Source organism: Shewanella nanhaiensis, from assembly GCF_019457885.1.
GTDB classification, from domain to species: Bacteria; Pseudomonadota; Gammaproteobacteria; order Enterobacterales; family Shewanellaceae; genus Shewanella; species Shewanella nanhaiensis.
Window position 1 is genome coordinate 1 of sequence record NZ_JAHZST010000019.1, and the last position, 16148, is coordinate 16148.

The 16148-nt window shown below is 42.6% G+C and carries 16 protein-coding genes; 4 read left to right on the forward strand and 12 right to left on the reverse strand.

Annotated elements, in window-relative coordinates; all coding sequences use genetic code 11:
* Nucleotides 1–293: 293 nt before the first annotated feature.
* The 12 genes from K0625_RS20235 to K0625_RS20290 form a co-directional block, all read right to left on the reverse strand.
* Nucleotides 294–1286: a hypothetical protein gene (locus tag K0625_RS20235; protein ID WP_220111315.1), complete on the reverse strand. Its 993-nt coding sequence runs from the start codon at nucleotides 1284–1286 to the stop codon at nucleotides 294–296.
* A gap of 264 nt (nucleotides 1287–1550) precedes the next feature.
* Nucleotides 1551–2177 (reverse strand): DUF998 domain-containing protein, encoded by a 627-nt coding sequence (locus K0625_RS20240; protein WP_220111316.1) that lies wholly within the window; start codon nucleotides 2175–2177, stop codon nucleotides 1551–1553.
* A gap of 1049 nt (nucleotides 2178–3226) precedes the next feature.
* Complete coding sequence (locus K0625_RS20245) at nucleotides 3227–4432, reverse strand: sensor histidine kinase (RefSeq protein ID WP_232847208.1); 1206 nt, start codon at nucleotides 4430–4432, stop codon at nucleotides 3227–3229.
* Nucleotides 4429–5127 carry a response regulator transcription factor gene (locus K0625_RS20250; protein ID WP_220111317.1) on the reverse strand — a complete coding sequence of 233 codons (699 nt, stop codon included), beginning with the start codon at nucleotides 5125–5127 and terminating at the stop codon, nucleotides 4429–4431. Before K0625_RS20250 ends, K0625_RS20245 begins: the two co-directional genes overlap by 4 nt.
* A 24-nt stretch (nucleotides 5128–5151) precedes the next feature.
* Nucleotides 5152–5493, reverse strand: a complete 342-nt coding sequence (locus K0625_RS20255; protein ID WP_220111318.1) for a hypothetical protein — start codon at nucleotides 5491–5493, stop codon at nucleotides 5152–5154.
* A gap of 91 nt (nucleotides 5494–5584) precedes the next feature.
* Nucleotides 5585–6142, reverse strand: a complete 558-nt coding sequence (locus K0625_RS20260) for a PepSY domain-containing protein (protein ID WP_220111319.1) — start codon at nucleotides 6140–6142, stop codon at nucleotides 5585–5587.
* Between the two features lie 436 nt (nucleotides 6143–6578).
* On the reverse strand, nucleotides 6579–6962 hold the full coding sequence (locus tag K0625_RS20265) for a nuclear transport factor 2 family protein (protein ID WP_220111320.1): 384 nt from the start codon (nucleotides 6960–6962) through the stop codon (nucleotides 6579–6581).
* Nucleotides 6963–7061: 99 nt separating this feature from the next.
* Nucleotides 7062–8189, reverse strand: coding sequence for a DUF4405 domain-containing protein (locus tag K0625_RS20270; RefSeq protein WP_220111321.1), 1128 nt, complete (start codon nucleotides 8187–8189; stop codon nucleotides 7062–7064).
* A 93-nt stretch (nucleotides 8190–8282) separates the two neighbouring features.
* Nucleotides 8283–9788, reverse strand: a complete 1506-nt coding sequence (locus tag K0625_RS20275) for a winged helix-turn-helix domain-containing protein (protein WP_220111322.1) — start codon at nucleotides 9786–9788, stop codon at nucleotides 8283–8285.
* 128 nt (nucleotides 9789–9916) lie between these two features.
* The gene (locus tag K0625_RS20280; protein WP_220111323.1) at nucleotides 9917–10480 is read right to left on the reverse strand and encodes a porin family protein; all 564 of its coding nucleotides are present in this window, start codon (nucleotides 10478–10480) and stop codon (nucleotides 9917–9919) included.
* 187 nt (nucleotides 10481–10667) lie between these two features.
* Nucleotides 10668–11516: a sterol desaturase family protein gene (locus K0625_RS20285; protein ID WP_220111324.1), complete on the reverse strand. Its 849-nt coding sequence runs from the start codon at nucleotides 11514–11516 to the stop codon at nucleotides 10668–10670.
* A 47-nt stretch (nucleotides 11517–11563) separates the two neighbouring features.
* A complete protein-coding gene (locus K0625_RS20290) occupies nucleotides 11564–12607 on the reverse strand; it encodes a DUF2804 domain-containing protein (RefSeq protein ID WP_220111384.1) in 1044 nt (347 codons plus the stop codon).
* Nucleotides 12608–12811: 204 nt separating this feature from the next.
* Between K0625_RS20290 and K0625_RS20295 the strand changes: the two genes are divergently transcribed.
* The 4 genes from K0625_RS20295 to K0625_RS20310 all read left to right on the forward strand — a co-directional run bounded on the left by K0625_RS20295 (nucleotide 12812) and on the right by K0625_RS20310 (nucleotide 15985).
* Nucleotides 12812–13378, forward strand: a complete 567-nt coding sequence (locus K0625_RS20295; protein WP_220111325.1) for a YajG family lipoprotein — start codon at nucleotides 12812–12814, stop codon at nucleotides 13376–13378.
* A 33-nt stretch (nucleotides 13379–13411) separates the two neighbouring features.
* Nucleotides 13412–13996 carry a peptidylprolyl isomerase gene (locus tag K0625_RS20300; RefSeq protein ID WP_220111326.1) on the forward strand — a complete coding sequence of 195 codons (585 nt, stop codon included), beginning with the start codon at nucleotides 13412–13414 and terminating at the stop codon, nucleotides 13994–13996.
* A gap of 107 nt (nucleotides 13997–14103) precedes the next feature.
* Nucleotides 14104–14424 (forward strand): hypothetical protein, encoded by a 321-nt coding sequence (locus tag K0625_RS20305; RefSeq protein WP_220111327.1) that lies wholly within the window; start codon nucleotides 14104–14106, stop codon nucleotides 14422–14424.
* Between the two features lie 142 nt (nucleotides 14425–14566).
* Nucleotides 14567–15985 (forward strand): AmpG family muropeptide MFS transporter, encoded by a 1419-nt coding sequence (locus K0625_RS20310; protein WP_220111328.1) that lies wholly within the window; start codon nucleotides 14567–14569, stop codon nucleotides 15983–15985.
* Nucleotides 15986–16148 lie beyond the last annotated feature (163 nt).

The window sequence follows — 16148 nt, forward strand, 5'->3', positions numbered from 1 at the left end:
AGATGAAATGTGCTTTTACCTAAATCAATCCCTATAACGCGAAAGTTAGACATGATGACCACCTCTTCTTTGTTAACCAGACAAACTGGAGTTTAACACTAGGTTGGGGCGTACCATCTTATTAATGCGTTAGAGTTTAAGCTCTGAAAATGACCGCTGCCATTAAGGGAGCTATGGCAATTAGATAAGCGGTAACGCCGCGTTAAGCGGACTAAAATAATTGGTTACAATGTGGAGTAAATAGAAATCTAACCAACTGTTTTAGTTACGTTTTAACACCTTGTTATAACCGATTACAATAAACTTTGAAGCTTGGTTAATATCGAATCAGAATAGAGGCCTGCCAAAACGCCTATAATTAGCCCTCCAGTCAGATCTTCTACTGTAATGGCTTTCGTGGTTTCTGGCTTTCTAGAAACCAATAAACTGATTACCAATCCTAACCCGACACTGCCAGCCAAAACTCCCCAGTTAATTAGTGGGTCATTAGTCGTTGCTATTAGAGTATTTTTTATCATATACCCCACTGCGGCGCCTATCATTCCACCTGTAGGTACTGCAAAAGCAGAAGGAAGAATTGAAATCCGTGAAGTTATTGTGCGTGTATGCACCACATCATCATTTAACTTATATGAGGCTTTAAAAGAAGCATCCATTTTCTTTTGCTTTAAAAGATGAGGGGCTCTATATGAAAATGGAAAAGTAATTGTACTCCCGACAGGTAAAGAAACCCCCTTAGTAAAATCTTTTCCTTGGACTTTTTCAAGGCGATCCATAACTCTTTTTAATTTATCTTTATTTATAGAGTAAGCTTTAGGTAAGAAAGATTCTTCAGGCTCAAAGCTTATTACCTCTTTTTCAAGTCGCTCTACATCTTCCCATTCATCAATTTTTAATGCTTCTTCTGCCCAATAAGGAGTTGTTGGCTGTGTTTTCTTTTTAGAAAATATAGAAGCATATCCGTCAATTATTTCGATAATCGCTAAAGCAATAGCTTCCGTAAATGAAATCTTTCTTCTACGTTTCTTAGCATAGGCACTTTCCACACCTCTTTCTAATTCGCGAATTAGACGTCGCTTCTTATCTTCTAGCTCTGTTAAATTTGTTGCCTCAAGGTCATCATTTATTGATAGCTCTCGACCCGCAGAAAGAGTGTTAAAAACCTGCAAATCTAATATTGGTTGGCCAGAAATATTAGTAACATTTAAGCTAACTGAGTATTCTTGGCTTCCAGCAATATGCTCCTGAGATACCAAATTAATTGCTATATTTTCTGAATCTTTCACCAATCCTCCTTGAGGTTATAACGAGCCTGTAGAATTTCTCTTCTAGAAAAATAGGCTCAAAAATGATAAAAATTAAGCCCCAAAACGCGGAGCTACGTGAATTCTGAGGTGGTATACTTCTAAACAATTGCTTTTACGCGTTCTCCGAACGTAAATTTCATTCATCATTTCAGCTTGGGAATAATTCTACAGCCTCAACGCCCAAATAACAGGCTAAGTAATTGTTGGCTAAAATTGTGTAGCGAAGCGAAACGTAGCCAACTGTTACGTGTCCTTGTTGATTTTCTTGTTAGCCGTAAATTGGCAACATGCAAGTTTATATGCAGCAAGACCAAACCAGCCCATTGTTGGAATTGCCCATAACCTTTGGATTAAACCATTAATTTCTTGAGGGATAAACCCTGCATAAATAAGCCAAAACATAAAAACATGCAACACAGTTACAGCAACAGATAAACTCTCAAACATACTAGACTTAATCACGTTTTTGAATTCTAGGGCAAAAGCCATAGGAGCGAGAATCATAAAGATCGATAGGTTATACAAAAGGTGAAGGGGTGTTTCGAGTGTCCAAACCCCAGCACTAATCATACTTATACCAAATAAAGATGTTGCTAACATGGCAGTAGAAAATCGATTTGGTGAAAATGACTGCATAGCAAATGCAAAACCACACATAGATAATCCAATGACAATATCAGCTATGCGATGGGTATACGCATAAACTGGATCTTCTAATGCAACATAACTGATACTTTTCGCAACGAAATCAAAATCAGGAATGATAACTCCAAGCCCAATATTGACTATTGAAGCGATCCAAATGATATGAGCTTGTTTTAGTAACCTGTAGTTTAGATTATTCACCGTACTTCCTTTTTCGGCTAACATTTGTATATACGCCTTGCGCGTTTATCAAGTTAGACCAGTAAAAGTGTATGTGTTTAATCGTCTGATTTATATCATTTACAACGATCAGTCTAAACACACCTTCTGGAAAAACGAGAATGCACACTTTGTTTGCCTCGTATCTCCTGCAAACCGAGCAAGCGCGTTTTTAGTTACTTGAATTTACATCTATTTCTATTTCCACTCAATAACAAACCGTGAACTGATTGCGCAAAATTTAGAGGTTTACCGCACAAAACCGATACTACTGTACATAAGTGCAAACACTAATGAACTTAGAGGTTATCGTTAGACGGAGTCCTTACCTTTCCGACTGATGAAAGAAGTGCTGAAAAAGAGGTCTATGCTGCATAGGATGAATTGCTGTGAATAGCACATAAAGGGGCAAAAACCATTTGTAAAATTCTCCCAGTAAAGCCAAATCGAAGAGATTCATGAGCAGGTGTAGATGCGGCTACGAGCTTCGACTTCAGGGCGAAGTTTCACCCTGTGAAACTCTTTGAGCGCGAGGTAAGGATACCGAGCTGGCCGTTTAACAGGGAAGTTATTGGAAATAGCAGAGCGCCCAAGGATAACTCTTATGAAATCAAGAGCCAGTGTACCGAGAGATTACTTGCACATAAGCACGCTGCAAGCGATAGGTAACCATAAAGGTACGATCTTCAAACAGACCACCAAATAACAAAACACCTAAATATTAATCAAGAAATGTAATCAGCCTTCATTCGAAGGCTAACCAATTTTGGGGCATTTCCTACTATCCGTGTAGGTCAGACGTGCTTGCGGCGTCTCGCAGAAGTAATACACATAAGGTCGTTCTTTCAAATCCATGTGATCACGACATTGGTACATCTGACCCATAGGGATATGGGAAATGTCTTATGTATGTAGGGAACATCCAAGACCATGCACGGCACCTGCGGCAGGCAATAAACAGCAGTGAAGGCAAGACCTTCAATAATCAGCCCCAATTCCAACTTAGCCAAATGAACCAAACCAGAAAATGTGTTCTGCCTTCATTTGAAGGCAGATTAAACTCTTGGTATAGAGACCATCACACCAAGGCCTGGCTTACAATCATGTAAGGCAATAGTACCATGGTGCAAACCAGCAACCGCTTTTGCCAACGAAAGACCTAGCCCCAAGCCACCATCGGTACGGCTTTTATCGACACGATATAAACGCTCAAAAACACGCTCTCTTTCAGCTTCCGCAATACCCAAACCATTATCTTCAACCTTAAGCCAAACCAAGGAATGGTTATTATCCGCGCCGCAGCTGAGTCTGATCACACTCCCTGAAGCACAATATCGCAGCGCATTTTCAATCAAGTTGGCGGCTTGCTGGATCAACAGTTCCCGATCGCCCTGAATAAGTAACGGAGATTGCGCTTTATGCACCAGCAACTGCATTCCAGCATCTTCGGCAACATCAACATAGATCTCAGCAACCGTATCGACAATTTGAGTCAAATCAGTTTCAGTAAAGCGACTGCGCCTTGCACCAGACTCAATTTGAGTAATGCGTAACAGGGCATCAAAAATAGCAGCAAGACGTTGTGAATCAGACAAGGCATGGTCGAGTTCACTCATAAAATTCTGGCTGTGTGCTATCGGTGCAGTTTCGGCCTCGTCGCGTAAGGTCAGTAAATTGTGCCTTAAACGCGTAATAGGTGTCTTGAGTTCGTGAGCTATGTTGGCCGAAATATCGCTCATTGCAGCCACAGAACCCTCTAAACGAGACAGCATTTCATCCACTGATACCGATATTCTCGCCAGATCGTTATAGGTGTTTTTCTCACCCGTTCGTGCCGATAAATCTCCATCTGCCGCCGCATTTAATACCTGTTCAATACGAGATATCCGATGCTGACTCAAACGGCTCATCGCGACAACGATGGCAATAGTGAAGAGTGAGACCAAAACACCTGCCAGTATAAAACCACTGATAAGGACTGCAATAATGTCATCGTCTTCAATCGGATCGTCGTCGATATCGTGTTTATCACCTGTAGTCCGCTGCTTTGACTCTTTGACAATCTCACTGTTCTGCTTACCCAATTCATAGTCAACATAGGCAATGGTCACACTGGCCATCAGCACAAGACTAAACAACGACACCACAGCGAACATCACCCCTTGCTGAGTAGCAGAACTTTTCATCCAGAGAGGAAGGCAATTAATCATCTGCTGAGGTGAGATTTTGCTTTGTAATGCATCAAGAAACCTGCGTTTCATTTGGCTTCCTCATTAGATCGATGCTCTAACTTATAACCTGCGCCTCGTACGGTTTGGAGCAGTGTATCGCCAAAGGGCTTCTCTATTTTATTCCTAAGGCGACTAATGTGGGTTTCAACCACGCTAGTTTGGGGATCAAAATGAATATCCCACACATGCTCAAGCAACATAGTTCGGGTGATCACGCGACTAGGATGGCGCAAAAACAGCTCTAAGATACGAAACTCTTTAGGCTGCAGATCAAGCTGCTTTCCTTGGCGGGTCGCAGTATGTTCATACAGATTTAACACCAGATCGCCAAAAGTCAGTTGCGGTTTAGTGTCAGTCGATGTTAATGAACTGCGGCGAGAAAGCGCACTAACACGCGCAAGCAGTTCAGAGAAGGCAAATGGCTTAGTGAGGTAATCATCACCTCCAGCCTCTAACCCCTGTACACGATCATCCACCCCACCTAAGGAGGTCAAAAACAAGATAGGCGTTCCAACTTGCGCAGCACGAAGTGCCTTAACTAAAGACAGTCCGTCTAGACCCGGCAACATACGATCGACGATTGCGACATCAAAATGCTCCGTCATGCATAGGGTCAACGCATATTTGCCGTTTTCCGTCACCTCAACTTGGTGCCCAGCTTCACGCAGCCCTTTTTCAACAAAACTGCTCAGACTCACATCGTCTTCAACCAGCAACACTCGCATGACGCCTCTCTCTCAGAAATAAGGTTATAATGCCACAACAGGGACATTCTCTTGCTCCTCTGTCGCTGGTTCTGCCACATTATTTGGCGGAGTTTCCTCATTATGCTGCTGCCATTTCATCATAATCACCGCTGCGACACCAGCTAATAAGCTTACCCCCAATGTCACCAATCCCAGCATAAAAAACAGAGAGAAAGAGACCACGCCTACCAGTGCTTTGGGTCCATTTTCACAGACAGTTTTTAGCCCTAATCGTATTTTTGACGACCATAGCTTCGATTTATTAATACAGTCAGACCAAGATGTCGCTCTTTTGGTATCAGATTCAGTTTCTTGATTGGCATTTGACCCTGCTGATTCAGTCATTATATCTCCTTAAGGTGTCATCATAGATCACACCCTCTTAGTTATTCACAGTTAGTTATTCACAGCTCGTTTAAACTGTTCACAGAGAGAATTATTTCGCCGCTGATGATGTTAGTGCATTCACCTCAGTTTCAATTTGCTTACCATTGACTGTCATCAACTTGATTTCATAAGCAAGACTACCATGATCATCATCCAGTTCGACACTCCACGCTTTACCACTAAATTGCGTTTCAGCCTGCTTCACAACCTCTTCTAGCGATAAATACTGACCACTGTTCAAGCCCGATAGAAACAATGCATCTTCCAACTTATCGTCCTCATCGTCATGCTCGTCACGCTTGCGACGATTGTCAGTCAAAATAACATCTCCTGTTTGTATATTGATTGCGGTATATACTTTTTCGCCGTTTTTACCTAGCAACTCTATTTCATAGATAGCTTGGCCCATTTTGACTTCACGCTCTGCTTCAATAGTAATGCCACCTGTATTGGTTTCTGCCAATGCAACGGCCTGAAGGAGAGAGACTGAATCTTGATTCGGTAATATCGGTGCGTCATCTGCATTTGCAGAGCCTACTGCAGCTATAGCACTCAGCCCAAGAAGAGTAGAGATTGCCGCGGTTTTAAAAACTGATGAATTGTTCATGGTAAAGTCCTCATATTGTTTTGATACTGACAAGGTGAATTCCCTGTCGATGAGGTAACTTTACCTAAGTCATCTTTCCGCAAGTTTTCCTGAACTATACAATTTTGTAAGGTTTCAAAGCGGGACAATATTTCACAATAAAATAATCATGTTCGAGGTTTTAAAGCCTGATCAGTTATCGTTCCATCCCACCAAAATCATAACTCTCCCACAAAGAAGTCGTAGCGAATGATTAAATCAAAGAGATAACTATCTTGTTATTAGCACTGAGGTGCCGCAGTGAGCTTTCAAAACAAGGTGAAGTGTCAATAAGTAGTACGCTTCGAGTGAGGAATATAGAAGATCTCTTTAATACTTAAGACTCTAGAGGGTAGATGTAATTGGCCTTCATTCCAAGACCAGCCACTTTATTGGTTAAAAGCAAAGCTGATAACCCCTAATACACGGTATTGCCATTCTCAGACTTACCAGGGATCTCCTGCATGGAATCCCAATGTTCTATGATTTTCCCAGCATCATCGAAGCGGAAAAAATCCATGGTCACATACTCAACACCACCCGGCCAGGTTTGGTGTGTGTGAAGGGCGACTAAATCCTCCTCAGCCACGGCACGGACAAATTCGATGCTTTTATCTGGGTACTCAGTTGCCATTCTGTCGAAATAGGAAATAAAGGGTTCTTTTCCATCTCCCACTAGTGGGTTGTGCTGAATATAGTCTGCTCCAACATAAAGCTCGACCGCTTTACGAGGTTCGCCTTCATATGACATTTGATAAAAAGCAATTGCATGGGTTTTATTGAGCGCTAAGTTATGAGCCATATTCATCTCCAAGAATCTAGTCACTGACTAAGACGTTACCACACAGGAAAGTGTATGAATATCACAAAGTAAGTGCACACTTACCATTAAGTTGGCAACCTAATGAACCTCTACTATGAGCCTGTCTATCATAGAGAGTGCTGAGTCCATTCCAGAAAGATCACTATGGATATCTCCATCTTGGCCCGAGTGATGACCTCTGCCAGCTAACCCCATCAGATAAAGCCTTTCGGGGTTATCAAAATCAAGAGTTGTTTCATAGACCACGGAGGGCTGCGCAGAGAAACCGCTGCCTGAATAGATAGGATCTGAAGGGAAGCGGTCGCTCGAGTAGTACTGGTTAAAATCAAAGGACTGGTTCATCTCCAGCTTCAATCTAAATTTGCCACTAAGTACTCTTTCAAGCTTGGTTCGATAGACAAAATTATCACTCATGGTCGCGCCCGTGTAAGCGTCAGGTATCAGGTTTTCACCATGAGTAACAAACTGTCCCTCCTCATCCCGTATCCCTAATTGATGCAGAAAAACAGGTAAAGATTCCGGCCTTACTCTCTCTGATTTAGATTCAGGCTCTACCACTAAATTAAAGGCATCCTCCATCTTGAAACCTGCTGTATTAAAAGGGTTATCTTTAAAGACAGTGGACTCATCAAGCTGAGTGACCCTATTTTCAAAATTATTCTTTGCCAACTTACTAGTCACATATAAAGGTTGAACTAACTCTCCCTCCATGGTTTCTAACCAGATTGCATACTGAGGCCATAAAAAACTAGTTCCGGTTTTTAGCTCTATAGTCAGCTCTTGCCCTGGTAAAGATTTATCTGTTTTATCCACCACAATGTATTGGTAACTCGGCGCATCACCAAAGGTATCGGCGACTCTCAACTCCATTCCCCATTGATAGAAGCGTTTTATGGGCCCATAGCCATACCAGCTAAGGCCGATTAAACTTGCTCCTAAAAACAGCACTAAAGGGAAACTGGCCTTATATCTCGACGTTTTGCCCCAAAACTTTAATGACAGATAGCTCTTTAAGGGAGAGAAGTTATTTTTAAGGTGTAAGATTGCAAATAGCAGTAAGCTAAAACCAAGCACTGTGTGTAGCATCGCCACAGGCATATAGTGGTTTTTAGCGAACATCAGCACAGAGGTGACTAACATAACAATCAAGCAAAGCAGTATCGACAAGCTCACAAGGGCTCGTGGGTTTAACCATCTATTCAACATAACGACTCTTATAAGTGGAAAGTTGAATGACTTTGCTTTGCTAGATTAAACCTCACCACAAAAATTTTCTAAAATTTTATCAAAGCATTGATTTTAATTATTAAAATCAACTAGCGGGTGCTCTATTTTTAATTGATGTAGCTCAATCTGCTCCCTCGCCGCCATTAAAAACTCATCAGATAACGCCATATTTCCATTTTCACGGTAGAACTCAGCGAGTACTAATTTGGCAGTGCTGATCCCCATAGGGCAAAAAATAGCTCGGTGAAAATTAAGGGTATCTAAAAAAGCGGTTTCCGCCTTTTCCATCTTGCCAGACATCTGATAAAGCTTCCCTTTTGCCAGTGAAGCATAAGCCAAATACAAACTATCACTCTCTTTAAGGCTATAGGTTAACGACTTGTCTAACTCAAGCAGGGCTTTTTCGGCGGCGGTATCAAACAGGGTGATGGCTCGCCAATAATAGAGACGGCCAAGCCTAGCTTGCGACTTGTCCTCCCCTTGTTCTATCGCAACATCAAGAAGCTCTCTAGCTCTGCTTAACATCTCTTGCTCAACAAACCATTGAGCCAACAATAGTCGCACTCGATTGTTCTCAGGTTCTAGCTCCAGCACACTGATCAATAGCTGATTGGCAGCTATCAGTTGCTTCTCTTTTTGTAACCCTATGGCGCGATGAACCATCTCGTTTTTGAGCTCACTCTCAAACTTAACCTTGAGTTGCTCAACCTTGCCACCTTGGTAAACCAATATCATTTTAGCTAAAGATATTAAGGCTTCATCCACATTGTCACTAAACAGAACCCCGACTTTTACATCATGTTGAAAGTGCAGTTTATAACTCAACTTATACTCATGCACAGAGCCAGATAGCTCACTCTCAACAATCAAATTTGCACCGGTAGTGTTAAAAACACTAGCTACCTCATCCACACTGTATGCCGTTGTCCGCTTTATCTGTGATACCAGCGGCAATACATACTCAGTGCTCATCATCTTAGCCCCTCTGCTCAGTTTGCCAATCAACTGATCCATGGCTCCCAACGGTACCCAAAGATGATCTTGACCAACCACATTATTAACAACAGGCAATACAATCACAGTCCCCTCATTGAGAGCCGTAGGTTTGGAGGGGGAAAATAGAAAAATAAGCAAAAGTGATACGGTAAAAAAGTAGAGAGGCAAAGCTTGCTTACTCTTCCCCCAACGAAGTAGTAGACCCAGAGGGTTTTCAGAACTTAAATCATCACTTGGGGTTGTTTGTGAAGATGTATCGCTTACAGTCTCGCTACTAAGATCACAGTTAACAGTAGCAATCCAAGCATAACCTTTACGGGGGTAGGTTTGAATGACCTGAATAGGCCCAAATATTTTACGGATCTCACTGATGGTTTGAAACAGAACTTGTTCATCACAAACAACATCGTCCCAGACCTTAGCCAGTAAGCTCTCTTTATTCACGACATTATCTTGCTGCTTAATAAGTTCAATGATCAATGCCAAGGTTTTTGGGCGCACGGTAACTTGACGATCATTAAATTGGATCTGATGTGTACTACAACATATAGAGAATCCATCTCCATAGTAGACCTTTGCCACTTAACAACCTCAAAAGTGATGAATGCTTAGGCAAAGACAATAAAACAATACTGTAACAATTTGAAGTTAAAGAACTAAAAAGGCACTTAATATCGAGCAATATACAGCGCCTTCCATATGACGTTCATTTAAAAGCGATAACTCATGCCGAAATTGAAGCTGTGTACTTGTAACTCCTGCACTGGGACATATTGATACTCCAGATTTAAACCAAGACCCGATTGAAAACGAACCTCCCAGCCGACAGCGCCATAAAAATCGCTGCCACTACTTTCAATACTCTTAACCTCGTCACTACTGAAAACGCCTCTAAAATCATAATCTAGCTGATTGGCACTCATGCCAACTTTAGCATAGAGATGGTTACTCTCAGAGAGTGGAACTTGCCCATAAACGGCGCCTCTAAAACCTTTATAGCTAATATTATCAACACTAGTAAATACACCAGAAATTGCACTGACTATGCCACCAGTACCAGACATGACACCAGCTTCAAGACCAAAGTGCTCATTAAGCATGTATCGATAATAGATATCAGAACTAAAACTGTCCCCAGCGCTAAATTCCTTGCCATCATTGGACTCAAAATCTTGAGATCCATAGCCGACGCTCCCGCCAATAATATGATCTGATTCACCAGCATAGGCCACAGAACTCATTAGGCAGAAGGCCACCAACAGTACGTTTCTCATATTCATTCCCTTATTGTGAGTTTTAGTCACTCTATTTATGCACTACAACTCAAGTTACATCTGTTAGTAATATTGAGCATAAGTAGCTTACAACTCAAAACAGCAACATTATCAGCAATGCTGCCAAGAAAGCTGTACTGAAACTGAACACATCAAAAAATATCAGGTCACGGGACTATTTTTATTCTTAAGTCTCTGGTGGAGAGAAGAGTTTCCCCCACCTCTGCTTTAGCGTCAGCCCAGATGCAAACGCGTCACTGAACATATCCCGCCATTCGCTAAAAGTCACAACAAGGGGGTTATGGCTATTAATAGGTTTAGTGATCCCATACTCAACGCTCTCCTCCTCTTTAACATAAGTGCCAAATATCTTGTCCCAAACAATCAAGACTCCAGCATAATTTTTATCGATATATTGAGGGTTACGGCCGTGATGCACTCTGTGATGAGACGGTGTATTAAAGATAAGTTCCAAAGGGCCCAATGATTTAACCGCTTGGGTGTGGACAAAAAACTGTAGACCAAGATTAAGTAATACGACAAAGATAACCCAATTAGGGTCAAACCCAAGCACAACTAAAGGCAACCAAAAAAGCCACATCCCTGCAAAGGGGTACATCAATGATTGACGAAATGCAGTGCTAAAATTCATGGTTTCAGAGCTATGATGCGCCACATGAGCCGCCCACATCCAACGGAGCCGATGGCTGGCTCGATGAAACCAGTAGTAACAGAAATCCTGCAACACCATGAGTAATAAAAAGGTCAAAGGACCCATCTGGATATCAAAGAGACGCCAGCCGAAAAAGAGCAGGTAAAGCTTAGCAATAAGTAGGCCTGTGAGTATATCGGCCCCTTGATGCAGTCCTGCAAGAGAGAGGTTACATAACACTTCAGGCAACCGATACTTGGCATTTACTGGCAACTTATTGCGCCTATCCCCCAAGTACCACTCCAATAAGATGCAGATGAAGAAAAGAGGCGCTAGGCCAATGAGTAGCAACTCGGGGTGAGTAATGAGAGCATCAAAATCCATCTAACTTCCTATGTTGTTAGTTTATATCGGACAGGCGAGCTTATCGCTTACCAGCGAGCAAAGTGGTCTTCGGTGAGTCCCAACACATTATCCAAAACATGTTTAACGCCTGAGTTATCGATAATATGACCAGAATAGTACCCAATGTACTGCCTAAAATTACTCTTCAACAGGAGTAAATTGAGCTTCTCTTGCCTGCAATTTAGCGAGCTAAAGGTAAGATCCACCTGACCATTATCGGAATAAATTCGCCACGACTCACCCAGTGTCCCACCTTGGGTTTCACCTCTCAAACGGCCAAAATCAAAATGCACAGGACCTAGTAAGTGCCTCTCTCCATTCACCCAAAACACATTTTCATTACAGCCAGTTTCATTGACCCCCGCCGCCAGATTCAAGCCGATAACACCTTCATCACTATGGGCATTTATACAGGCCCAGCGCCAACTGGTTTCTCGGCGCATATAGCCAGCAGAGAAGTCATAACTTGCTAACGCTCGATTCAAAGGTTGAGGCTCGTCATTGACGGTAAGCTGCCCCTTGAGTGTTAACCCATTATGTTTCTGGGTGTAGGTCCAGCCGCTATATCCGGTTGGATTGCACATGGCCATGGGTAAACTCAATACTGGCGGTGACAGGGTTAACTCAGCATGAATGGTGGGAGTATTGATAGATAGAGACCAGATCCCCTCATGCAGATTAAATACGACAGCACCTTTACCTCCTGAGATCTTGGCCGTCCCCTCCATAGGCGAGGGCGTTAAACTGTAACCTAAGCCCAAAGGTTTTAGCCAACTGGTCTCCACTAGGGTGTTCTTCTTGATATCAAAGAGGTAGCAAAATGCACTGCCCACATAGCGAATATCGGCAATGGCAACACCAATGATAAAGTGGGGCGTGACTATGCTGACAAATTGAAACTGCTTGTAATGAAAATAGCGAGCTAAATTAGATACTTGCCTATCCATCTCATTGTTATAGTGAAACCGTTCAAGTCCCAGAGAGGCCACTGTGCCATCAAAATAACCAAAAATGGGCCTCCCCTTTTCTGAGATGAGCACCTGAGGAGCAGATTTCGTATTGACTCTCATAGGGTTAAACTCTTCCACACTCATCACCTTAAATTGTTCAATATCAAACACTGACTCTAACCTGATGTTAACAGAGTTGAAAGTCTCTTTATTGACCATAGATACACAGATTTGTAGCGAAAGGATAGGCGATGGAATATAGACGCATTTCTGGTATGCTGATGCCACTCAGTTTTGTTCATTTAATTAAAGATAAACACCACTATGAAATCTCTTTTTCTATCATTAATAGCGCTAGTTGCTCTATCGGGCTGTGCCTCTCAAATGCCAAGCCACATTGCACTCAACCCTCAAGTACCAGATATCCAAACTCAATCTCACTCCTTACAACCTCTGGCGCTGGAAACCATAGATACCCGCCCAGCTAACTTTATCGTTCGATTCAATAATGGCGATGAAGCAGCCAAGCTAGTGAGCCCATCTGAAGCACCAAGAAGGCAGATGGATGAGGTGTTTCGTGAGGGATTAGTTAAAGCTGGATATCAGGTTACTCCCAGCTCAATGAAACAGGTACAGTTTCAATTAGAGCAGTTGTTAACCGACGTTAACGACACCACTTTTGGCTATGAAGCTAACAGCAATATCGTGATCAATGTGATTGCTAAAAATGATCGCGATACACTCACCAAACGCTATACCGCCCGTAACACAGTAACAGGGCCATTTAGTGCTGACTTTGCCACCCTTGAGCTTGCCATTAATAAACTGCTTGATGAGCTAAGCAGTAAAATTTTAACCGATCCTGAACTGAATACTTTTATTCAGCAGTGATTGCCAACAAATTAATAATAACAAGGAAGCCCTATGTTCCGCTTATTCAACGCCTTCATTTTACTCTGTTTAAGCCAAAGTGCCCTAGCTGTCGATATTCAGCCCAACACCCTCTATCCCAAAGTGCAACTTGACACTAACATGGGCAAAATAGTGGTAGAGCTCGATAGAACCCGAGCACCAATCACAGTCGATAACTTTCTCACCTACGTGGTAAAAGGTCACTACGATAAGACACTGTTTCACCGCGTCATTGCCGAATTTGTGGTGCAAGGTGGCGGATTAGATCTTAAGCAGGAGGAGCGCCCAGTCGATACTCCTATTATCAATGAGTCTGGCAATGGCTTATCTAACGGCTTTGGCACAATTGCGATGGCGCGAGATCAAAATCCTCATTCAGCAACCAGTCAATTTTACTTCAACGTTGCTGAAAACCAGAGACTAGACCCATCATCAAGACGCTGGGGATACGCGGTATTTGGTGAGGTGATCGAAGGTGAGGAGGTACTCACTGCCATGTCAAATGTTGAGACAGGACACAACGCAAAACTTAAATGGCCTGATTTTCCTATAAAAGACATTATATTAGAAAAAGCAACACTTTTACCCAGAGAGTAATGTCTATCTGTATCATTCAATAATAGTCATTATTTTTCACAAATAATGGGCAAGCTGTTGCCATTTAGTTCTATACTGAATTGGCACAAATAATAAGGAGGCGAACGATGACACCTAATGAGTTCATCGACAATAAAGCGCCCCAGCTGGCCCAATATGGAAAAGCGTTTCTGAGTAATCAACTCGATTTTAATGAGGTACAGCTATATCTATGGGACACCCTAGAGGAGTGGCAACAGTTCAATCATCAGGGTGATGCGCAAACGGACATGGAGCGAGTTTTTTGGCACCTATTGCATGCTTTTGACAAATGGCCCGACTGGATGATCCGCGGCAATCAATATCTACGTAGACAGATAGATGAATGTTGTGATTTTCTCAGTATCGGTGGTCAAATACCCAAAGGATGCATAGGTATCAGACCTTAGCTTCAGGTTACAACACCATAAAAAGCAAAGCCCAGACAGATTGTCTGGGCTTTTTATATTCAGTCACTAACACGCTTTTTTACCTTGTATCAAACATCATCCCCCCTTAAGCTAACCCCAATGACAACTCAGAATTTTTTTTATGCCTCCAGTCGATAACTCACCGCTTTCCCAAATAAAAGAAGCGCTCTCCATCTACAGCCATAAAAGGGTACTGGTTTTACTCCTACTGGGTTTCTCAGCTGGCTTACCTTTGATGTTGGTATTCTCAACCCTCTCTTTTTGGTTAAGAGAAGCTGGCATTGATAGAACTGCAATTGGTTACTTTAGCTGGATTGCACTCGCCTACGGTTTCAAGTGGGCTTGGTCCCCCTTGGTCGATAGACTCTCGCTACCTATCTTCACCCGGCTATTAGGCCGCCGGCGAGGTTGGATGCTGTTTGCACAGATACTGTTAGTCACCGCAATCTTAGGCATGTCATTTAGCGATCCAGTTAAGGATTTGGAGCGCCTCGCCCTCTTCGCCTTAATGGTGGCGTTCGCCTCGGCAACTCAAGATATTGTGATCGATGCCTTTCGTATCGAATCGGCGCCAGAGAAGATGCAAGCCGCACTTGCAGCGGCCTATCAAGTTGGCTATCGCAGCGCCATGATTGTCGCGACAGCAGGGGCGCTCACCATTGCCGCTTGGGTAGAACCAAGCAGTGATGCCTATAATCTGTTGTCATGGCAAACTGCTTACTTAATCATGGCTGGGCTCATGTCTGTGGGTATTCTCACCACCCTGTTCAGTAAAGAGCCACAAGTTGAAACTAAGCTTGCCGATGAGAAAGAGTTAGCGATTAAAAGTGAGTTTAGTCAGCGCTATCCAAAAGCCATTGCAGGAACCCTATCTTGGTTTTACACCGCAAGCGTCTTGCCCTTTATAGATTTTTTTAAACGCTATGGGCATAACGCCATCCTCATTTTATTGCTTATTTCCTGCTACCGGATCTCTGACATAGTGATGGGGATTATGGCCAATGTTTTCTATGTGGATATGGGATTTGCTAAAGATGAGATAGCAGCGATAAGTAAAGTTTATGGTCTCATTATGACCTTAGTCGGAGCGGGGTTTGGTGGGGTACTACTCGCCCGTTATGGCACCATGAAGATCCTGTTTTTAGGTGCACTGCTTGTGGCCGTGACCAATTTACTCTTCGCTTATCAAGCCATGATTGGCTATAACGTGCCGTTTTTAACCTTGGCCATCTCAGTCGATAACTTCAGTGCAGGTATCGCAACCGCCGCCTTTATTGCGTATCTATCAAGCCTAACCAGTACCGGGTACAGTGCAACCCAATATGCCCTGCTCTCCTCGATTATGTTGCTCTTCCCTAAGTTTATTGCAGGCTTCTCCGGTGTCTATGTCGATACTTTTGGCTATATCAACTTCTTTATCGCCGCCAGCATCATAGGTCTCCCAGTACTTTGGTTAGTGCGTATCGTTGATAAGCGAACGAAACATGACAGTGGCATGATTGAGCAAACAGATAAACAAGTTTACGAACAGGAGCGATGACCGTAACTAGTGATTAATTTAACTATTATGTGGTTATTTTATCACTAATTGGTGTTTCCTTAGTGGCGCAAAGAAACTTAAAGCCATGTTTTAAAAAGACAATAAGCCTTGGCTCGCATATTGCTTAACTTTTTTCACCTAAAAAGCATCTTGCATCATTAAA